At 71.2% G+C, this 20124-nt stretch carries 18 protein-coding genes; 17 read left to right on the top strand and 1 reads right to left on the bottom strand.

Going from position 1 to position 20124, the window contains the following annotated elements; genetic code table 11:
* Nucleotides 1-101: 101 nt before the first annotated feature.
* The 3 genes from ABZT74_RS13075 to nusB are packed head-to-tail and all read left to right on the top strand — an operon-like array spanning nucleotide 102 to nucleotide 2275.
* Nucleotides 102-1211, top strand: a complete 1110-nt coding sequence (locus ABZT74_RS13075; RefSeq protein WP_356173092.1) for an aminopeptidase P family protein — start codon at nucleotides 102-104, stop codon at nucleotides 1209-1211.
* A gap of 60 nt (nucleotides 1212-1271) precedes the next feature.
* On the top strand, nucleotides 1272-1838 hold the full coding sequence (efp, locus tag ABZT74_RS13070) for an elongation factor P (RefSeq protein WP_010988257.1): 567 nt from the start codon (nucleotides 1272-1274) through the stop codon (nucleotides 1836-1838).
* Nucleotides 1839-1840: 2 nt separating this feature from the next.
* Nucleotides 1841-2275: a transcription antitermination factor NusB gene (gene nusB / locus ABZT74_RS13065; RefSeq protein ID WP_355866134.1), complete on the top strand. Its 435-nt coding sequence runs from the start codon at nucleotides 1841-1843 to the stop codon at nucleotides 2273-2275.
* A 246-nt stretch (nucleotides 2276-2521) separates the two neighbouring features.
* Here nusB and bldD read toward each other — a convergent pair whose 3' ends face one another.
* Nucleotides 2522-3022: a transcriptional regulator BldD gene (bldD, locus tag ABZT74_RS13060; protein ID WP_037621142.1), complete on the bottom strand. Its 501-nt coding sequence runs from the start codon at nucleotides 3020-3022 to the stop codon at nucleotides 2522-2524.
* Nucleotides 3023-3277: 255 nt separating this feature from the next.
* On the opposite strand from bldD, the gene pyrR reads away from it, so the two are divergent.
* The 14 genes from pyrR (at nucleotide 3278) to ABZT74_RS12990 (ending at nucleotide 20016) form a co-directional block, all read left to right on the top strand.
* Entirely contained in the window at nucleotides 3278-3868 is a 591-nt protein-coding gene (pyrR, locus tag ABZT74_RS13055; RefSeq protein ID WP_355866138.1) for a bifunctional pyr operon transcriptional regulator/uracil phosphoribosyltransferase PyrR, read from the top strand.
* Between the two features lie 82 nt (nucleotides 3869-3950).
* On the top strand, nucleotides 3951-4928 hold the full coding sequence (locus tag ABZT74_RS13050; protein WP_081223341.1) for an aspartate carbamoyltransferase catalytic subunit: 978 nt from the start codon (nucleotides 3951-3953) through the stop codon (nucleotides 4926-4928).
* Between the two features lie 5 nt (nucleotides 4929-4933).
* Nucleotides 4934-6220, top strand: coding sequence for a dihydroorotase (locus ABZT74_RS13045; RefSeq protein WP_356173095.1), 1287 nt, complete (start codon nucleotides 4934-4936; stop codon nucleotides 6218-6220).
* A complete protein-coding gene (locus ABZT74_RS13040) occupies nucleotides 6217-6783 on the top strand; it encodes a hypothetical protein (RefSeq protein ID WP_356173098.1) in 567 nt (188 codons plus the stop codon). The genes ABZT74_RS13045 and ABZT74_RS13040 overlap by 4 nt, the downstream gene beginning before the upstream one ends.
* Entirely contained in the window at nucleotides 6780-7952 is a 1173-nt protein-coding gene (gene carA / locus ABZT74_RS13035) for a glutamine-hydrolyzing carbamoyl-phosphate synthase small subunit (RefSeq protein ID WP_356434629.1), read from the top strand. Before ABZT74_RS13040 ends, carA begins: the two co-directional genes overlap by 4 nt.
* Complete coding sequence (carB, locus tag ABZT74_RS13030; protein WP_356173101.1) at nucleotides 7945-11253, top strand: carbamoyl-phosphate synthase large subunit; 3309 nt, start codon at nucleotides 7945-7947, stop codon at nucleotides 11251-11253. The genes carA and carB overlap by 8 nt, the downstream gene beginning before the upstream one ends.
* Nucleotides 11254-11344: 91 nt before the next feature.
* On the top strand, nucleotides 11345-12451 hold the full coding sequence (locus ABZT74_RS13025; RefSeq protein ID WP_356173104.1) for a quinone-dependent dihydroorotate dehydrogenase: 1107 nt from the start codon (nucleotides 11345-11347) through the stop codon (nucleotides 12449-12451).
* The gene (gene pyrF / locus ABZT74_RS13020) at nucleotides 12448-13290 is read left to right on the top strand and encodes an orotidine-5'-phosphate decarboxylase (RefSeq protein WP_356173107.1); all 843 of its coding nucleotides are present in this window, start codon (nucleotides 12448-12450) and stop codon (nucleotides 13288-13290) included. The genes ABZT74_RS13025 and pyrF overlap by 4 nt, the downstream gene beginning before the upstream one ends.
* A 274-nt stretch (nucleotides 13291-13564) precedes the next feature.
* The gene (locus ABZT74_RS13015; protein ID WP_081223334.1) at nucleotides 13565-13888 is read left to right on the top strand and encodes an integration host factor; all 324 of its coding nucleotides are present in this window, start codon (nucleotides 13565-13567) and stop codon (nucleotides 13886-13888) included.
* A gap of 37 nt (nucleotides 13889-13925) precedes the next feature.
* Nucleotides 13926-14483 carry a guanylate kinase gene (gmk, locus tag ABZT74_RS13010; protein WP_355866156.1) on the top strand — a complete coding sequence of 186 codons (558 nt, stop codon included), beginning with the start codon at nucleotides 13926-13928 and terminating at the stop codon, nucleotides 14481-14483.
* Nucleotides 14484-14520: 37 nt separating this feature from the next.
* Nucleotides 14521-14793: a DNA-directed RNA polymerase subunit omega gene (gene rpoZ, locus ABZT74_RS13005; RefSeq protein ID WP_003982715.1), complete on the top strand. Its 273-nt coding sequence runs from the start codon at nucleotides 14521-14523 to the stop codon at nucleotides 14791-14793.
* A 92-nt stretch (nucleotides 14794-14885) separates the two neighbouring features.
* Nucleotides 14886-16088: a bifunctional phosphopantothenoylcysteine decarboxylase/phosphopantothenate--cysteine ligase CoaBC gene (gene coaBC / locus ABZT74_RS13000; RefSeq protein ID WP_355866160.1), complete on the top strand. Its 1203-nt coding sequence runs from the start codon at nucleotides 14886-14888 to the stop codon at nucleotides 16086-16088.
* A 239-nt stretch (nucleotides 16089-16327) separates the two neighbouring features.
* Nucleotides 16328-17551, top strand: a complete 1224-nt coding sequence (gene metK / locus ABZT74_RS12995) for a methionine adenosyltransferase (protein ID WP_355866163.1) — start codon at nucleotides 16328-16330, stop codon at nucleotides 17549-17551.
* 272 nt (nucleotides 17552-17823) lie between these two features.
* Nucleotides 17824-20016: a primosomal protein N' gene (locus ABZT74_RS12990; protein WP_356173110.1), complete on the top strand. Its 2193-nt coding sequence runs from the start codon at nucleotides 17824-17826 to the stop codon at nucleotides 20014-20016.
* Nucleotides 20017-20124: the final 108 nt, after the last annotated feature.

Below are 20124 nucleotides of genomic sequence, written 5' to 3'. Positions count from 1 at the left end.
ACCGGCCGGCCCGCCCGCCACGAACCCGTCCGGCCCCCTGGGCGGACCCGTCCGGCCCTCTGGACCGGCGCCATCCGCCCACCGCTCGTACGCTCGGGTTCATGGCAGAGGTGTACGCGACCCGCAGAGAGCGACTCCGGGAGCGCTGTGCGGCGAGCGGCAGCGCGACGGCGCTGGTGACTCGTCCCGCCAACGTGAGGTATCTCGCCGGAGCGGCCCCGCACGGCTCCGTCCTGCTGCTGCTCGGCCGCGGCGAGGACGTGCTGCTGTGCGGCGGACCGCCGACCGGTGACGCCGTCGAGGGACGCCCGGACGAGGCGGTGGACGTCAGGGTGCTGCCGCAGGCCGGCGGAGACCCCGCCGTCGCCGCCGCGGGCATGGCCGCCGGACAGGGCGCCGAATCCCTCGCCGTCGAGGAGCACCACCTGACCGTGACCCGTCACCGCGCTCTCGGCTCGGTGGCGCCCCGGCTGCGCCTCGCGGACCTGGGAGGCGCGGTCGAGCAGCTGCGCGTCATCAAGGACGAGGAGGAGATCTCCTCGCTGCGGGTCGGCGCCGAGATCGCCGACCAGGCGCTCGGTGAACTCCTCGAATCCATCCTCGTCGGCCGGACGGAACGCCATCTCGCGCTGGAACTCGAACGCAGACTCGTCGACCACGGAGCGGACGGCCCGGCCTTCGCCACCTCGGTCGGAACCGGTCCGAACTCGGGCAAACGGGGTCACCGGCCCACCGACCGGCGGGTGGAGGAAGGCGACTTCCTCTCCGTCTGTCTCGGCGCGACCTACCGGGGCTACCGCTGTGAGATCGGTCGTACGTTCGTGATCGGCACCTCCCCCGCCGACTGGCAGATCGAGCTGTACGACCTCGTCTTCGCCGCTCAGCGCGCCGGACGGGAGGCCCTCCTGCCTGGTGCGGCCTACCGCGACGTGGACCGCGCGGCCCGTCACGTGCTGGACTCCGCGGGGCACACGGAAGGCGTCTCGTCCCTCACCGGGCACGGTGTCGGGCTCGAAATCGACGAGGACCCGCAGCTTGCCCCCGCGGCCATGGGTAAACTGGACGCTTGCGTGCCGGTCACCGTCGAACCGGGGGTCCACCTCCCGGGACGGGGCGGTGTCCGGATCGATGACACGCTCGTCGTACGCCCTGAGGCGGACGGCGGACCCGAGCTACTCACCATCACGACCAAGGAGCTGCTCGCGCTCTAGCTCTCAGAGCTGTGCGCCTGCGCCGGGGTCGTCCACGTCAGTCCAGGAGATTCCGCAACCGTGGCTTCCACGAACGACCTCAAGAACGGCCTGGTGCTCAAGCTCGACGGAGGCCAGCTCTGGTCCGTCGTCGAGTTCCAGCACGTCAAGCCCGGCAAGGGCCCGGCCTTCGTGCGCACCAAGCTGAAGAACGTGCTCTCCGGCAAGGTCGTCGACAAGACGTTCAACGCCGGCGTCAAGGTCGAGACGGCCACGATCGACAAGCGCGACATGCAGTTCTCGTACATGGACGGCGAGTACTTCGTCTTCATGGACATGGACACGTACGACCAGCTCATGGTCGACCGCAAGTCCGTCGGCGACGCCGCCAACTTCCTGATCGAGGGCTTCACCGCCACCGTCGCCCAGCACGAGGGCGAGGTGCTCTTCGTCGAGCTGCCGGCCGCCGTCGAGCTGGTCATCCAGGAGACCGAGCCGGGCGTCCAGGGCGACCGCTCCACCGGTGGCACCAAGCCCGCCACCCTGGAGACCGGCCACCAGATCCAGGTCCCGCTCTTCATTACCACCGGTGAGAAGATCAAGGTCGACACCCGCACGAGCGACTACCTCGGCCGGGTGAACAGCTAACCGTGGCTGCCCGCAACACGGCCCGCAAGCGCGCCTTCCAGATCCTCTTCGAGGGCGACCAGCGCGGCGTGGACGTCCTGACGGTCCTCGCGGACTGGATCCGGCACTCCCGGTCCGACACCCGGCAGCCGCCGGTCAGCGAGTACACGATGCAGCTGGTCGAGGGGTACGCCACCAAGGTGCGCCGGATCGACGACCTCATCGCGCAGTACGCCGTCGGCTGGACGCTGGACCGGATGCCGGTCGTCGACCGCAACATCCTGCGTCTTGGCGCCTACGAGCTGATCTGGGTCGACGAGACCCCCGACGCCGTGGTGCTCGACGAGTCGGTGCAGCTGGCCAAGGAGTTCTCCACGGACGAGTCGCCCTCGTTCGTGAACGGCCTGCTCGGCCGTTTCAAGGATCTGAAGCCGTCGCTGCGCCGCGACGAGGACTAGACGACGGACGCGTACGGCCCGCAGGGGACGTAGGCATCGCCGGAGGGCCCGCAGCCGACCGCTGCGGGCCCTCCGGCGTTCCTGCCGGGGTCCCGGCGCCTCAAGCGCGCTCCCGCCCTCTCGTGGGGCCTCTGGGGCCTCTGGTGTCTCTGAGGCCCATGAGAGCGCAGAAAGCCGCCGGGGTGGCCGGAACCATCAGGTTCCGGCCACCCCGGCGGCACGTTTCTGCTGAGCTGTGGGGCGGGATCAGCCCTCGTCGTGGGCGACCGCGCGACGCGCGTCGGCGTCCAGGACGCCCCAGCTGATCAGCTGCTCGGTCAGGACCGAGGGGGACTGGTCGTAGATGACGGCGAGGGTGCGCAGGTCGTCCTGGCGGATCGACAGCACCTTGCCGTTGTAGTCACCGCGCTGCGACTGGATCGTCGCCGCGTAGCGCTGGAGGGGGCCCGCCTTCTCGGCCGGCACGTGGGCCAGCCGCTCCAGGTCGAGGACCAGCTTCGGCGGCGGCTCGGCGGCACCGCCGGGCGTGGTGCCGGGCAGCAGCTCCTGCACCGGGACCCCGTAGAAATCGGCCAGTTCGGCAAGGCGCTGGACGGTCACGGCGCGGTCGCCGCGCTCGTACGAACCGACCACGACCGCCTTCCAGCGTCCCTGGGACTTCTCCTCGACGCCGTGGAGGGAAAGGCCCTGCTGGGTGCGGATGGCGCGGAGCTTGGCCCCGAGCTGTTTGGCGTATTCGCTGGACATATAGCTCCCCGGACGCTGTATCAACGTGCGGCTCCGCCGCGCGGCTGGTGACTCTGGTGACTCACTGTGAGGTTACGCAGCGTTACTCTCCCCCGTCAAGCGGAAGGGGTCGGACCCGGTCCCCGCACGGGTTCCACGCGGGGGTGGCTCAAAGGGGGGTGATCAGGCGCGTTGCCGGGCTGGTACCGTGGATGGCGCAATTCCGACGTCCTTTAATGATCCGTCCCGTGAGGCGGAGAAGGAGGTCCGTTTCCTATGGACTCAGAGCAGGACAAGCAGCAGTACGAAGCCGATGCGCGGCCCGTTCTGGAGGCACCCGACATCGCGCGGGTGCTGACCCGCATCGCCCACGAGATCGTCGAGCGCGCCAAGGGCGCCGACGACGTCGTGCTCCTCGGCATCCCGACCCGGGGCGTCTTCCTCGCCCGTCGGCTGGCCGACAAGCTCGAAGAGATCACCGACCGCAAGATCCCTGTCGGCTCCCTCGACATCACGATGTACCGCGACGACCTGCGCATGCATCCGCCGCGTGCGCTGGCCCGCACCGAGATCCCCGGTGACGGCATCGACGGCCGCCTCGTCGTCCTCGTCGACGACGTGCTCTTCTCCGGCCGCACCATCCGCGCCGCGCTCGACGCGCTGAACGACATCGGCCGCCCGCGCGCCGTGCAGCTCGCGGTCCTGGTCGACCGGGGCCACCGCGAACTGCCCATCCGCGCCGACTACGTCGGCAAGAACCTCCCCACGTCGTTGCGGGAGACGGTCAAGGTCCAGCTCGCCGAGGAGGACGGTCGCGACACCGTGCTGCTCGGTGCCAAGCGGACCGCCCCGGACGAGCAGCAGTAGCACTCCGGCCCACGCCGCCGAGTGCGCTCCCGCGCGCCCGCATGCCCGAATCCTCCCTGAACTTCCCTACGGAGCCTGACAGATGCAGCGTCATCTCATCTCGGCCGCCGACCTCACCCGCGACGACGCCGTCCTGATCCTCGACACCGCCGAGGAGATGGCCCGGGTCGCCGACCGGCCGATCAAGAAACTGCCGACCCTGCGCGGCCGCACCGTCGTCAACCTCTTCTTCGAGGACTCGACACGGACCCGGATCTCCTTCGAGGCCGCCGAGAAGCGCCTCTCCGCCGACGTCATCAACTTCACCGCCAAGGGGTCGAGCGTCTCCAAGGGCGAGTCCCTCAAGGACACCGCCCAGACCCTGGAGGCCATGGGGGTCGACGCCGTCGTCATCCGGCACGGCGCCTCCGGAGCCCCGTACCGGCTCGCCACCTCCGGGTGGATCGACGCCGCCGTGATCAACGCGGGCGACGGCACCCACCAGCACCCCACGCAGGCCCTGCTCGACGCCTTCACCATGCGCCGCCGGCTGGTCGGCCGGGACGCCGGGATCGGCCAGGACCTGGCCGGCAGGCGCATCACGATCGTCGGCGACGTCCTGCACAGCCGGGTCGCCCGCTCGAACGTCGACCTGCTGCACACCCTCGGCGCCGAGGTCACCCTCGTCGCACCGCCCACGCTGGTGCCGGTCGGCGTCGAGTCCTGGCCCTGCGAGATCTCCTACGACCTCGACAGCACGCTCTCCAAGTCCGACGCGGTGATGATGCTCCGCGTCCAGCGCGAGCGCATGAACGCGGCGTTCTTCCCGACCGAGCGCGAGTACTCGCGGCGCTACGGCCTCGACGGCGAGCGCATGGCGAAGATGCCCGAGCACGCCATCGTGATGCACCCCGGCCCGATGGTCCGCGGCATGGAGATCACCGCGGAGGTCGCCGACTCCGACCGCTGCACCGTCGTCGAGCAGGTCGCCAACGGCGTCTCCATCCGCATGGCCGTGCTCTACCTGCTGCTGGGCGGCAACGAGCCCGCCGTCACCCACACCCGTACCGAGGAGAAGTAAGAACCATGAGCAAGATCCTTATCCGTGGTGCGAAGGTGCTCGGCGGCGAGCCGCAGGACGTCCTCATCGACGGCGACACGATCGCCGCGGTCGGCACCGGACTGCCGGCGGAGGGCGCCGAGATCGTCGAGGCCGACGGCAAGGTCCTCCTGCCGGGCCTGGTCGACCTGCACACCCACCTGCGCGAGCCCGGCCGCGAGGACTCCGAGACCGTGCTGACCGGCACGCGCGCCGCGGCGAGCGGCGGCTTCACGGCCGTGTTCGCCATGGCCAACACCTTCCCCGTCGCCGACACCGCCGGCGTCGTCGAGCAGGTCTACCGGCTCGGCCAGCAGCACGGCTACTGCGACGTGCAGCCGATCGGCGCCGTCACCGTCGGCCTGGAGGGCAAGAAGCTCGCCGAGCTGGGCGCCATGCACGAGTCCGCCGCCGGCGTCACGGTCTTCTCCGACGACGGCAAGTGCGTCGACGACGCGGTGATCATGCGCCGCGCCCTGGAGTACGTGAAGGCCTTCGGCGGCGTCGTGGCCCAGCACGCCCAGGAGCCGCGCCTCACCGAGGGCGCCCAGATGAACGAGGGCATCGTCTCCGCAGAGCTGGGTCTCGGCGGCTGGCCGGCGGTGGCCGAGGAGTCGATCATCGCCCGCGACGTGCTGCTCGCCGAGCACGTCGGCTCCCGCGTCCACATCTGCCACCTGTCGACCGCCGGCTCCGTCGAGATCATCCGCTGGGCCAAGTCCCGCGGCATCGACGTCACCGCCGAGGTCACCCCGCACCACCTCCTGCTCACCGACGAGCTGGTGCGCAGCTACAACCCGGTCTACAAGGTCAACCCGCCGCTGCGCACCGAGCGGGACGTCATGGCGCTGCGCGAGGCGCTCGCCGACGGCACGATCGACATCGTCGCCACCGACCACGCGCCGCACCCGCACGAGGACAAGGACTGCGAGTGGGCCGCCGCGGCCATGGGCATGGTCGGCCTGGAGACCGCGCTGTCCGTCGTCCAGCAGACGATGGTCGAGACCGGCCTGCTCGACTGGGCCGGCGTCGCCGACCGCATGTCCACCAAGCCCGCGCTGATCGGCGGGGCTACCGGCCACGGACGCCCCGTCTCGGAGGGTGAACCCGCCAACCTCACCCTGGTCGACACCGCATACCGTGGGGACGTGGACCCCGCGGGCTTCGCCTCGCGCAGCCGCAACACCCCCTACGAGGGCCGTGAGCTGCCGGGCAGGGTCACCCACACCTGGCTGCGGGGCAAGGCCACCCTCGTCGACGGGAAGCTCGCGTGACACCTCTCCTCCCCCTGGCCGCCGAACAGAAGTCGGCGGAAGTGACCGACTGGGCCGCCCGCATCGGCTGGCTCGTCGGCATCGTCCTCTTCATCGCGCTCGTCTACTGGCTGATGCGCGAGGGCTGGAAGTGGCGCGGCACCCTCCAGGGCGACCTGCCCGAGCTCCCCACCGCGCCGGAAGGCACCGGCCCGGTGAGACTGAGCATGAGCGGCCGCTACCACGGCTCCACCACCGCCGGGCAGTGGCTCGACCGGATCGTGGCGCACGGCCTCGGCACCCGCAGCCGGGCCGAGCTCACGCTGACGGACGCGGGACTCGACGTCGTACGCCCCGGTGCGAGCGACTTCTTCGTCCCGGCCTCGCAGCTCCGGGAGGCCCGGCTCGACAAGGGCATCGCGGGCAAGGTCCTCACCGAGGGCGGTCTGCTCGTCGTCACCTGGCAGCACGGCGACCGGCTGCTCGACTCCGGTTTCCGCTCGGACCGCGCGGACGAGCACCCGACCTGGGTCGAGACCCTGAACAACATGATCAACACGACGGAAACGGAAGGCGCACGATGACGACCTCCACCCAGGGGAACGCCTCGCAGAGGAAAAAGGCGCTTCCCGCCGTACTCGTCCTGGAGGACGGCCGGGTCTTCCACGGCCGCGCCTACGGGGCCGTGGGGGAGACCTTCGGCGAAGCGGTGTTCTCCACCGGCATGACCGGCTACCAGGAGACCCTCACCGACCCGTCGTACCACCGCCAGGTCGTCGTGATGACCGCCCCGCACGTCGGCAACACCGGCGTCAACGACGAGGACCCCGAGTCGAAGCGGATCTGGGTCGCCGGATACGTCGTCCGCGACCCCGCCCGCGCGCCCTCCAACTGGCGCTCCCGCCGCTCCCTCGACGAGGAACTGCGCACGCAGGGCGTCGTCGGCATCAGCGGCATCGACACCCGCGCCCTCACCCGCCACCTCCGCGAGCGCGGCGCCATGCGGGTCGGCATCTTCTCCGGCAACGCGCTGCCCGACGAGGGCACCATGCTCGCCGAGGTCCGCCAGGCGCCCGAGATGAAGGGGGCGAACCTCGCCGCCGAGGTCGCCACCAAGGAGACGTACGTCGTCCCCGCGATCGGCGAGAAGAAGTTCACCGTCGCCGCCGTCGACCTGGGCATCAAGGGCATGACCCCGCACCGGATGGCCGAGCGCGGCATCGAGGTGCACGTGCTGCCCGCGACGGCCACCGCCGAGGACGTCTACGCCGTGAACCCCGACGGCGTGTTCTTCTCCAACGGTCCCGGCGACCCGGCGACCGCCGACGGTCCCGTCGCCCTGATGCGCGAGGTCCTCGCCCGCAGGACCCCGCTCTTCGGCATCTGCTTCGGCAACCAGATCCTCGGCCGGGCCCTCGGCTTCGGCACGTACAAGCTGAAGTACGGCCACCGCGGCATCAACCAGCCGGTGCAGGACCGTACGACCGGCAAGGTCGAGGTCACCGCGCACAACCACGGCTTCGCCGTCGACGCCCCGCTCGACAAGATCTCCGAGACGCCCTACGGCCGCGCCGAGGTCTCCCACGTCTGCCTCAACGACAACGTGGTGGAGGGCCTCCAACTGCTCGACCAGCCGGCCTTCAGCGTCCAGTACCACCCCGAAGCGGCGGCAGGACCGCACGACGCCGCCTACCTGTTCGACCGCTTCACGTCTTTGATGAACACAGCTCCGATGGAGGGCCAGCGTGCCTAAGCGCACCGATATCCAGTCCGTCCTGGTCATCGGCTCCGGCCCGATCGTCATCGGCCAGGCCGCCGAGTTCGACTACTCCGGCACCCAGGCGTGCCGCATCCTGCGGGCCGAGGGCCTGCGGGTCATCCTCGTCAACTCCAACCCGGCGACGATCATGACCGACCCGGAGATCGCCGACGCCACCTACGTCGAGCCGATCACCCCCGAGTTCGTCGAGAAGATCATCGCCAAGGAGCGCCCGGACGTCCTGCTGCCGACCCTCGGCGGCCAGACGGCCCTCAACACCGCGATCTCCATGCACGAGCAGGGTGTGCTGGAGAAGTACGGCGTCGAGCTGATCGGCGCCAACGTCGAGGCCATCAACAAGGGCGAGGACCGCGAACTCTTCAAGGGGGTCGTCGAGGCCGTCCGCGAGAAGATCGGCCACGGCGAGTCCGCCCGGTCCGTGATCTGCCACACCATGGACGACGTGATCGCGGGCGTGGACACGCTCGGCGGCTACCCCGTCGTCGTCCGCCCCTCTTTCACCATGGGCGGCGCGGGTTCCGGCTTCGCCCACGACGAGGAGGAGCTGCGCCGCATCGCCGGCCAGGGCCTGACGCTCTCCCCGACCACCGAGGTGCTCCTGGAGGAGTCCATCCTCGGCTGGAAGGAGTACGAGCTGGAGCTGATGCGCGACAAGAACGACAACGTCGTGGTCGTCTGCTCCATCGAGAACTTCGACCCCATGGGCGTCCACACCGGTGACTCGATCACCGTCGCCCCGGCGATGACGCTCACCGACCGCGAGTACCAGCGACTGCGCGACATCGGCATCGCGATCATCCGCGAGGTCGGCGTCGACACCGGCGGCTGCAACATCCAGTTCGCGGTCAACCCCGAGGACGGCCGCATCATCGTCATCGAGATGAACCCGCGCGTCTCGCGCTCCTCGGCGCTCGCCTCCAAGGCCACCGGCTTCCCGATCGCCAAGATCGCCGCCAAGCTGGCCGTGGGCTACACGCTCGACGAGATCCCGAACGACATCACCGAGAAGACCCCGGCGTCCTTCGAGCCGACCCTCGACTACGTCGTCGTGAAGGCCCCGCGCTTCGCCTTCGAGAAGTTCCCGTCCGCCGACTCCACCCTCACGACCACCATGAAGTCGGTCGGCGAGGCCATGGCGATCGGCCGCAACTTCACCGAGGCGCTGCAGAAGGCGCTGCGCTCGCTGGAGAAGAAGGGCAGCCAGTTCACCTTCGTCGGCGAGCCCGGCGACAAGGCCGAGCTGCTCGACGAGGCCGTCCGGCCCACCGACGGCCGCATCAACTGCGTCATGCAGGCCATCCGCGCGGGCGCCACACCCGAGGAGGTCTTCGAGTCCACGAAGATCGACCCCTGGTTCGTCGACCAGCTGTTCCTGATCAAGGAGATCGCGGACGAGCTGGCCGCCGCTGACAAGCTCGACCCCGAGCTGCTCGCCGAGGCCAAGCGGCACGGCTTCTCCGACACGCAGATCGCCGAGATCCGCGGCCTGCGCGAGGACGTCGTACGCGAGGTGCGGCACGCGCTCGGTGTGCGCCCGGTCTTCAAGACGGTCGACACCTGCGCCGCCGAGTTCGCCGCGAAGACGCCGTACTTCTACTCCTCCTACGACGAGGAGAGCGAGGTCGCGCCGCGCGAGAAGCCCGCCGTGATCATCCTGGGCTCCGGGCCCAACCGCATCGGCCAGGGCATCGAGTTCGACTACTCCTGCGTCCACGCCTCCTTCGCGCTCAGCGACGCGGGCTACGAGACCGTGATGGTCAACTGCAACCCCGAGACCGTCTCCACGGACTACGACACCTCCGACCGCCTGTACTTCGAGCCGCTGACGCTCGAGGACGTGCTGGAGATCGTGCACGCCGAGACGCTGGCGGGACCCGTCGCCGGTGTGATCGTGCAGCTCGGCGGCCAGACCCCGCTCGGTCTGGCGCAGGCACTCAAGGACAACGGCGTGCCGGTCGTGGGCACCTCGCCCGAGGCGATCCACGCCGCCGAGGACCGCGGCGCCTTCGGCCGGGTCCTCGCGGAGGCGGGCCTGCCCGCCCCCAAGCACGGCACCGCCACCACCTTCACCCAGGCCAAGGCGATCGCCGACGAGATCGGCTACCCCGTCCTCGTCCGCCCCTCGTACGTCCTCGGCGGCCGCGGCATGGAGATCGTGTACGACGAGACGCGCCTCTCCTCGTACATCGCCGAGTCGACCGAGATCAGCCCCTCCCGGCCGGTCCTCGTCGACCGGTTCCTCGACGACGCGATCGAGATCGACGTCGACGCGCTGTACGACGGCGAGGAGCTCTACCTCGGCGGCGTCATGGAGCACATCGAGGAGGCCGGCATCCACTCCGGCGACTCGGCGTGCGCGCTCCCGCCGATCACCCTCGGCGGGTTCGACATCAAGCGGCTGCGCGCCTCGACGGAGGCCATCGCCAAGGGCGTCGGCGTCCGCGGCCTGATCAACATCCAGTTCGCCATGGCCGGCGACATCCTCTACGTCCTGGAGGCCAACCCGCGCGCCTCGCGCACCGTCCCCTTCACCTCGAAGGCGACCGCGGTGCCGCTCGCGAAGGCCGCCGCCCGCATCTCGCTCGGCGCGACCGTCGCCGAACTGCGTGCCGAGGGGCTGCTCCCGGCCGACGGCGACGGCGGCACCCTGCCGCTCGACGCGCCGATCTCCGTCAAGGAGGCCGTCATGCCGTGGTCGCGCTTCCGCGACATCCACGGCCGCGGCGTCGACACGGTGCTCGGTCCGGAGATGCGCTCCACCGGTGAAGTCATGGGCATCGACTCGGTGTTCGGCACGGCGTACGCCAAGTCGCAGGCGGGCGCCTACGGCCCGCTGCCGACCAAGGGCCGCGCCTTCATCTCGGTCGCCAACCGCGACAAGCGCTCGATGATCTTCCCGGCGCGTGAACTCGTCGCCCACGGCTTCGAGCTGATGGCCACCTCCGGCACGGCCGAGGTGCTCAAGCGCAACGGCATCAACGCCACCGTCGTGCGCAAGCAGAGCGAGGGCACCGGTCCGAACGGCGAGAAGACCATCGTCCAGCTCATCCACGACGGCGAGGTCGACCTCATCGTCAACACGCCGTACGGCACCGGCGGCCGCCTCGACGGCTACGAGATCCGGACCGCGGCCGTGGCCCGGGCGGTCCCGTGCCTCACGACGGTGCAGGCGCTCGCCGCCGCCGTCCAGGGCATCGACGCGCTCAACCACGGAGACGTGGGCGTCCGCTCACTCCAGGAACACGCGGAGCATCTGACCGCCGCGCGCGACTAGCAGCCCAGAGGGGGACACCGGACGGTGTCCCCCTCTTCATGAGGCCCCTATCCCGCCGAGGCCCTCACCGGGCTCTTCCGAGGACACGATCATGTACAAGCTCTTCTTCAACCTCGTCTTCAAGCGGATGGACCCCGAGCGGGCCCACCACCTCGCCTTCCGCTGGATCCGGCTCACCGTCCGCGTCCCCGTCCTGCGCACCTTCGTCGCCGCCGCGCTCGCGCCCCGCCACGCGGAACTGCGCACCGAGGCGTTCGGGCTGCGCATGCACGGCCCCTTCGGACTCGCCGCCGGGTTCGACAAGAACGCCGTGGCCATCGACGGCATGGCGATGCTCGGCTTCGACCACATCGAGATCGGCACGGTCACCGGGGAGCCCCAGCCCGGCAACCCCAGGAAGCGGCTGTTCCGCCTCGTACCGGACCGCGCGCTGATCAACCGCATGGGCTTCAACAACGAGGGCTCCGCGGCCGTCTCCGAGCGCCTGGCGGCCCGCACGCCCGTCTTCAGGACCGTCGTCGGCGTCAACATCGGCAAGACCAAGGTGGTCCCCGAGGCGGAGGCCGTCGGCGACTACGTGACATCGACCGAGCGCCTCGCCCGGCACGCCGACTACCTCGTGGTGAACGTCTCCTCCCCGAACACTCCCGGCCTGCGCAACCTCCAGGCCACCGAGGTGCTCCGCCCGCTGCTGAGCGCGGTCCGCGAGGCCGCCGACCGCTCGGTCACCGGCCGGCGCGTCCCGCTCCTCGTCAAGATCGCGCCCGACCTCGCCGACGAGGACGTCGACGCGGTCGCCGACCTCGCCGTGGAACTCGGCCTCGACGGGATCATCGCGACGAACACCACCATCGCGCGCGAGAGCCTCGGCCTGCTCTCCGACCCCGCGCTCGCCGGGGAGTCCGGCGGACTCTCGGGCGCACCGCTCAAGGCCCGCTCGCTGGAGGTGCTGCGCCGCCTCTACGCGCGCGTGGGCGACCGCGTCACCCTGGTGGGCGTCGGCGGCATCGAGAACGCCGAGGACGCCTGGCAGCGCATCCTGGCCGGCGCCACGCTGGTCCAGGGCTACAGCGCCTTCGTCTACGAAGGGCCCTTCTGGGGCCGCGCCATCCACAAGGGGCTCGCCGCCCGTCTGCGGACGAGCCCGTACGCCACCCTCGCCGACGCGGTCGGCGCCGACGTGAGGACGTCCGCATGAGCCTGGAACCCTTCGGCGCCCGCCTGCGCCGCGCCATGGACGAGCGGGGCCCGCTGTGCGTGGGCATCGACCCGCACGCCTCGCTGCTCGCCGACTGGGGCCTGGCCGACGACATCGCCGGGCTGGAACGCTTCAGCCGCACGGTCGTCGAGGCGCTCGCCGACCGGGTCGCCGTCCTGAAGCCGCAGAGCGCCTTCTTCGAGCGGTTCGGCTCCCGTGGGATCGCCGTCCTGGAGAAGTCGGTCGAGGAGGCCCGCGCCGCCGGGGCGCTGGTCGTGATGGACGCCAAGCGCGGCGACATCGGCTCGACCATGGCCGCGTACGCCGAGACCTTCCTCCGCAAGGACGCGCCGCTCTTCTCGGACGCGCTGACGGTGTCGCCCTTCCTCGGCTACGGCTCGCTGCTGCCCGCGGTCGAGCTGGCGCGCGAGAGCGGGGCCGGACTCTTCGTCCTCGCGCTCACCTCCAACCCGGAGGGCGGCGAGGTCCAGCACGCCCTGCGCGAGGACGGCCGGAACGTCGGGGCGACGATGCTGGCGCACCTGGCCGTCGAGAACGCCGGCGAGACACCGCTCGGCTCCTTCGGCGCGGTCGTCGGCGCCACGCTGGGCGATCTGTCCTCGTACGACCTCGACATCAACGGTCCGCTCCTCGCGCCCGGCATCGGCGCCCAGGGGGCGACGCCGGCCGATCTGGCGGGCGTCTTCGGCCCCGCGGTGCGCAACGTCGTCCCGAACGTGAGCCGGGGCGTCCTGCGGTTCGGTCCCGACGTGGTCGCGCTGCGCTCCTCGGCGGACCGCTTCGCGGAGGAGATCAGGGCCGCCGTGACCGCCGCCTGAGCCCTTCGCGCCGCTCCGGAACACCCCTGGCGACCGTCTTCCCGGCGCCCCGCGTCTGAATACATTCTCAAATCCGGGGCATTATGTCGGAAATGTCGGGCCCCAGGGAGGCTGACCAGGACTTTTCCGCTGTTCTCGCTGACTCTGGCGCACTTGCCCGCTAGTCTCCGTCGAGAGAACGGGCAAGCGTGTTGCTCGTACCTCCCCAGGTGTGGGGCGAACAGGTCTCTCACCGGTCCGTATCCGACAGTTCGACATCCGAGGTGACGTAGGCGTGGCTCTTCCGCCCCTTACCCCTGAACAGCGCGCAGCCGCGCTCGAAAAGGCCGCCGCGGCTCGCCGGGAGCGGGCCGAGGTCAAGAATCGACTCAAGCACTCCGGTGCCTCTCTCCACGAGGTCATCAAGCAGGGCCAGGAGAACGACGTCGTCGGCAAGATGAAGGTCTCGGCCCTTCTGGAGTCCCTGCCGGGCGTGGGCAAGGTCCGCGCCAAGCAGATCATGGAGCGACTCGGGATCTCCGAGAGCCGCCGCGTACGCGGTCTCGGCTCGAATCAGATCGCCTCTTTGGAGCGTGAGTTCGGCGGTTCCGGCGCCTGAGTCCTGGGCACCCCGGGATTGCTGGAATAATCGCTGCATGAGTGAACGTCCGCGGCTGACCGTGCTCTCCGGCCCCTCAGGGGTCGGCAAGAGCACGGTCGTCGCTCATATGCGCAAGGAACACCCCGAGGTCTGGCTCTCGGTGTCGGCGACGACCCGCAAGCCCCGCCCCGGCGAGAAGCACGGGGTGCACTACTTCTTCGTCTCCGACGAGGAGATGGACAAGCTGATCGCCAACGGCGAGCTGCTGGAGTGGGCCGAGTTCGCGGGCAACCGCTACGGAACCCCCCGTGCCGCCGTCCTGGAGCACCTGGAGTCGGGCGTGCCCGTCCTCCTGGAGATCGACCTCCAGGGTGCGCGCCAGGTCCGCGGGTCGATGCCGGAGGCGCTGCTCGTCTTCCTGGCCCCGCCCTCCTGGGAGGAGCTGGTCCGCAGGCTCACCGGCCGCGGCACCGAATCCCCCGAGGTGATCGAGCGGCGCCTCGCGGCCGCGAAGATCGAACTGGCGGCCGAGCCGGAGTTCGACGGCACCCTGGTCAACACCTCCGTCGAGGACGTGGCGCGTGAGCTGCTAGCCTTGGTGGAAGTTGTTTGATCTTTCAGGTCTTTTTCCACCTTTCGGAAGGCAGAGCGTGTCCTCTTCCATCACCGCTCCCGAGGGCATCATCAACCCTCCGATCGACGAGCTTCTCGAGGCCACCGACTCGAAGTACAGCCTGGTGATCTACGCGGCCAAGCGTGCCCGCCAGATCAACGCGTACTACTCGCAGCTCGGCGAGGGCCTCCTCGAGTACGTCGGTCCGCTCGTCGACACCCACGTCCACGAGAAGCCGCTGTCGATCGCCCTGCGCGAGATCAACGCGGGACTGCTGACGTCCGAGGCCGTCGAGGGCCCCGCCCAGTAGTCGTTCCACATCCTCATCCCAGGCCCGGCGGCGCGACCGCCGGGCCTGTGGTGTGTCATGGAGTCGTACGTTTCCTAGTGCGGGGAGAGACGGTGGACAAGCCGAGGGTCGTCCTGGGGGTCAGCGGTGGAATCGCCGCGTACAAGGCCTGTGAGCTGCTGCGACGACTGACCGAGTCGGGCCACGACGTACGGGTCGTACCCACCGCGTCCGCCCTGCACTTCGTCGGCGCCGCCACCTGGTCCGCGCTCTCCGGCCACCCCGTCTCCACGGAGGTCTGGTCGGACGTCCACGAGGTCCCGCACGTACGCATCGGGCAGCACGCCGACCTGGTGGTGGTGGCCCCCGCGACGGCGGACATGCTGGCCAAGGCGGCCCACGGGCTCGCCGACGACCTGCTCACCAACACCCTGCTCACCGCCCGCTGCCCGGTCGTCTTCGCGCCCGCCATGCACACCGAGATGTGGGAGCACCCGGCCACCCAGGAGAACGTGGCAACCCTGCGGCGCCGCGGCGCCGTCGTCATCGAGCCCGCCGTCGGCCGCCTGACCGGCGTCGACACCGGCAAGGGGCGGCTGCCCGACCCGGGGGAGATCTTCGAGGTCTGCCGCCGCGTCCTCGCCCGGGGTGTCACCGAGCCGGATCTCGCCGGACGGCACGTCCTCGTCAGCGCCGGCGGCACCCGGGAGCCCCTCGACCCCGTCCGGTTCCTCGGCAACCGCTCCTCGGGCAAGCAGGGGTACGCGCTGGCCCGCACCGCCGCCGCGCGGGGCGCCCGCGTCACCCTGATCGCCGCGAACACCGGCCTCCCGGACCCGGCCGGCGTCGACGTGATCCAGGTCGGGACCGCCGTACAGCTGCGGGAAGCCGTGCTGAAGGCGGCCCCGGAGGCCGACGCCGTGGTGATGGCGGCCGCGGTGGCGGACTTCCGCCCCCAGACGTACGCGGCCGGAAAGATCAAGAAGAAGGACGGCCGGGAGCCGGAGCCGATCGTGCTCGTCCGCAATCCGGACATCCTCGCGGAGATCTCCGCCGAACGGGCGCGGCCCGGCCAGGTGGTCGTCGGCTTCGCGGCCGAGACGGACGACGTCCTGGCCAACGGACGGACCAAGCTTGCACGCAAGGGCTGCGATCTGCTGGTGGTGAACGAGGTCGGCGAGAGCCGGACGTTCGGCTCCGAGGAGAACGAGGCCGTGGTGCTCGGGGCCGACGGAAGCGAGACGCCGGTGGCCCACGGGCCGAAGGAAGCGCTGGCCGACACGGTCTGGGACCTCGTGACACGCCGACTGGGGTGAATGTCTCATCCACCCCTCCGGATGCCCCGAAGCCCATGAAATCGGGCGTGGCGACCCTGGCGGACCCCCATGGCGATGGCGCAGAATGCCCGTGCCGCAGGTCACAGGCTTCCCGAGAGGCGAGACAGGGGTCCTGCGGATGAGCGCGACCGATAAACTGTTCTCGGACGACGCCGGGCGCAGCCCCCGGCCCGTCCACCCATGATCAGCCAGCAGCCGCTGCAACCACAGGGAGCGTTGTGTCCCGTCGCCTGTTCACCTCGGAGTCCGTGACCGAGGGTCACCCCGACAAGATCGCTGACCAGATCAGCGACACCATTCTCGACGCGCTTCTGCGAGAGGACCCGACGTCCCGGGTCGCCGTGGAGACGCTCATCACGACCGGCCTGGTGCACGTGGCCGGCGAGGTCACGACCAAGGCCTACGCGCCGATCGCGCAGCTGGTCCGCGACAAGATCCTCGAGATCGGCTACGACTCGTCGAAGAAGGGCTTCGACGGGGCGTCCTGTGGCGTGTCGGTGTCGATCGGTTCCCAGTCCCCGGACATCGCGCAGGGTGTCGACACGGCGTACGAGTCGCGGGTCGGGGGCGCCTCCCAGGGCGACGAGGGCGACGAGCTGGACAAGCAGGGTGCCGGCGACCAGGGCCTGATGTTCGGGTACGCGACGGATGAGACCCCGAACCTGATGCCGCTCCCGATCCACCTCGCGCACAAGCTCTCTCGCCGGCTGTCCGAGGTCCGCAAGAACGGGACCATCCCGTACCTGCGTCCCGACGGCAAGACCCAGGTCACCATCGAGTACGACGGCGACAAGGCGGTCCGCCTGGACACCGTCGTCGTCTCCTCGCAGCACGCGTCGGACATCGACCTGGAGTCCCTCCTCGCCCCCGACATCCGCGAGTTCGTGGTGGAGCCGGAGCTGAAGGCCCTCCTGGACGACGGCATCAAGCTGGAGACCGAGGGTTACCGCCTGCTGGTGAACCCGACCGGCCGCTTCGAGATCGGTGGCCCGATGGGCGACGCCGGCCTCACCGGCCGCAAGATCATCATCGACACGTACGGCGGCATGGCCCGTCACGGCGGCGGCGCCTTCTCGGGCAAGGACCCGTCCAAGGTCGACCGCTCCGCCGCGTACGCGATGCGCTGGGTCGCGAAGAACGTCGTCGCCGCGGGTCTCGCCTCCCGCTGCGAGGTGCAGGTCGCGTACGCCATCGGCAAGGCCGAGCCGGTCGGTCTGTTCGTCGAGACCTTCGGCACCGCCAAGGTCGACGCCGAGAAGATCGAGACCGCCATCTCCGAGGTCTTCGACCTCCGCCCGGCGGCCATCATCCGTGACCTCGACCTGCTCCGCCCGATCTACTCCCAGACCGCCGCCTACGGCCACTTCGGCCGTGAGCTGCCCGACTTCACGTGGGAGCGGACGGACCGGGTGGACGCGCTCCGCAAGGCCGCGGGCCTGTAGCCCCCGCCTTCTCCGCCTGATCCGTGAGGCCCGGCACCCCAGGGTGCCGGGCCTCACGGCTGCGCGGACGCGGCCCCGCCCGCCGTGCCCGGTGCGATGGCCACGGGTACTTCGGGGTGATGCTCACTCGCGGGTGCGCATCGCGCCGCCGGTCCTGGACCGGTACGACCGAGCGGCGCACGGCAAGAGGCGTCGTCGTGGCGTCGGCGCTCCGCGGCCGGCCCGATCTCGGGCCCACGGCGGTGTCGGTGCGGTCTGGTAGGAATACTGCTGTGAGCAGCAGTAACGGTCGACCCGAGGGTGACGGCCCCGACGGCGCCGCCGCGGACGGCACGGGCGGCGCGGACGGCGGGCCGCCCGAGCAGCTTGCGCTGATCCGGGAGACGGTCCGCCGGTCGAGGACGCCGAAGGCGCCGAAGGCCAAGCCGCGGACCTGGCGCGGGGCAGCGGTGGCGAAGGAGCTTCCCGTCGCGCGCGTCCTCGTCGACAAAGGGGTCCTGCACCTCGACCGCTACTTCGACTACGCCGTGCCCGAGGACCTCGACGAGGCCGCTCGGCCGGGCGTGCGGGTGCGGGTGCGGTTCGGTGCCGGCGGACGCAATGTCCGGGACGGCCGGCGCGAGGGCGGCGGTCTGATCGACGGCTACCTCGTCGAACGGGTCGCCGAGTCGGACTACGCGGGGCCGCTCGCCGCCCTCGCCCAGGTCGTCTCGCCCGAGCCCGTCCTCGGGCCCGAACTGCTGGGACTCGCCCGCGCCGTCGCCGACCGGTACGCGGGATCGCTCGCCGACGTTCTGCAACTGGCCGTTCCGCCACGGCACGCCCGGGCCGAGGCCCGCGAATCGCCGCCGCCTCCACCGCCGCCCGCGGCCCCCGACCCCGGGACCTGGCGGCGGTACGGGCGGGGGGCCGACCTCCTCACCTCGCTCGCCTCCGGCGGCGCCCCGCGCGCCGTGTGGACCGCGCTGCCAGGACCGGAGTGGGCCGAGGAGATCGCCCGGGCCGTACAGGCGACGCTCGCCTCCGGGCGGGGCGCTCTCGTCGTCGTGCCGGCCGGGCGCCCCACCTCCCGCGTGGACGCGGCGCTCCGAGCCCTGCTGGGGGAGGGGCAGCACGCCGTGCTGACCGCCGACGCGGGACCGGAAAGGCGCTACCGCGAGTGGCTGGCCGTACGACGCGGCGCGGTGCGGGCGGCCGTCGGCACCCGCGCCGCGATGTTCGCGCCGGTGCGGAACCTCGGGCTCGTCGTCGTGTGGGACGACGGCGACGCGGGACACAGTGACGACAACGCCCCCTTCCCGCATGTCCGCGAGGTGCTGGAGCTGCGCGCGTCGCGGGACAAGTGCGGCTTCCTGCTGGGCGGCTGGACCTGCACCGTGGAGGCCGCGCAGCTGGTCGAGAGCGGCTGGGCCCTGCCGCTGGCCGCCGACCGGGAGCAGGTGCGCGCCGCCGCGCCCCTGGTGCGGACCGTCGGGGACGGCGATCTCGCGCGCGACGAGGCGGCCCGCGCCGCGCGGCTGCCCACGATCGCCTGGCAGATCGTGCGGGAGGGGCTGCGGCAAGGGCCCGTGCTGGTCCAGGTGCCCCGTCGGGGTTACGTGCCGCGGATGGCGTGCGCCCAGTGCAGGGCGCCCGCGCGGTGCCGGCACTGCGCGGGTCCGCTGGAGGCGCAGGACGCGCAGGCCCTGCGGTGCGCGTGGTGCGGCCGCGACGAGATCGCCTGGCACTGCGAGGAGTGCGGAGGCTTCCGGCTGCGGGCCCAGATCGTCGGCGCGCGCCGGACCGCCGAGGAACTGGGACGCGCGTTCCCGGCCGTGCCCGTGCGCACGTCCGGCCGGGAGCAGGTGCTGGACACGGTCTCCGGGACCCCCGCCCTGGTGGTGAGCACGCCGGGCGCGGAACCCGTCGCCGAGGGCGGCTACGCGGCGGCCCTGCTGCTCGACGGCTGGGCCATGCTCGGCCGGCCCGACCTGCGGGCCGGGGAGGACGCGCTGCGCCGCTGGATCGGCGCGGCGGCGCTGGTCCGTCCGCAGGGCGAGGGCGGCACGGTCGTCGTGGTGGCCGAACCGACCCTGCGGCCCGTGCAGGCGCTCGTGCGGTGGGATCCCGTCGGCCACGCGGTGCGTGAACTCGCCGAGCGGGCCGAGCTGGGGTTCCCGCCGGTCTCCCGGATGGCGGCGGTGTCCGGCACGCCGGAGGCGCTCGCCGGGTTCCTCGCCGGAGCCCAACTGCCGGGCGACGCCGAGGTGTTGGGACCCGTTCCGGTGCCGGCCGCCGAGGCGGCACGCGGACGTCGGCCCAGCGGCCCGCCCACCGGGGAGCCGGCGGAGCGCGTGCTGGTCCGGGTGCCACCGGGCAGTGGCGCCGCGCTGGCGGCGGCCCTGAAGCACGCACAGGCGGCACGCATGGCCCGTGGCGGGACAGAGCCCGTACGGATCCGGATCGATCCCCTCGACATTGGCTGACTCGACCGGCGAGGTGCCTTCCTCCCGTCCGAAGGGGAGGGGGACAGGTGGCCGTTCTCCGGTCGGGGCAGACGCACGACTGCCTCCCGGGGCCCTGGCCGGGAGGCA

Source organism: Streptomyces sp. NPDC005302 (assembly GCF_040607345.1).
In the GTDB taxonomy this organism is placed as follows: Bacteria; Actinomycetota; Actinomycetes; order Streptomycetales; family Streptomycetaceae; genus Streptomyces.
This window is presented reverse-complemented; position numbering and strand designations above follow the sequence as displayed.

Excerpts from the sequence above, each read along its gene's own strand:
- ABZT74_RS13025 (WP_356173104.1), top strand. The coding sequence starts at position 11,345 with ATGTACAAGCTCTTCTTCAACCTCGTCTTCAAGCGGATGGACCCCGAG.
- ABZT74_RS13075 (WP_356173092.1), top strand. The coding sequence starts at position 102 with ATGGCAGAGGTGTACGCGACCCGCAGAGAGCGACTCCGGGAGCGCTGT.
- ABZT74_RS13045 (WP_356173095.1), top strand. The coding sequence starts at position 4,934 with ATGAGCAAGATCCTTATCCGTGGTGCGAAGGTGCTCGGCGGCGAGCCG.
- carA (WP_356434629.1), top strand. The coding sequence starts at position 6,780 with ATGACGACCTCCACCCAGGGGAACGCCTCGCAGAGGAAAAAGGCGCTT.
- gmk (WP_355866156.1), top strand. The coding sequence starts at position 13,926 with ATGAGTGAACGTCCGCGGCTGACCGTGCTCTCCGGCCCCTCAGGGGTC.
- pyrR (WP_355866138.1), top strand. The coding sequence starts at position 3,278 with ATGGACTCAGAGCAGGACAAGCAGCAGTACGAAGCCGATGCGCGGCCC.
- pyrF (WP_356173107.1), top strand. The coding sequence starts at position 12,448 with ATGAGCCTGGAACCCTTCGGCGCCCGCCTGCGCCGCGCCATGGACGAG.
- bldD (WP_037621142.1), bottom strand. The coding sequence starts at position 3,022 with ATGTCCAGCGAATACGCCAAACAGCTCGGGGCCAAGCTCCGCGCCATC.
- ABZT74_RS13050 (WP_081223341.1), top strand. The coding sequence starts at position 3,951 with ATGCAGCGTCATCTCATCTCGGCCGCCGACCTCACCCGCGACGACGCC.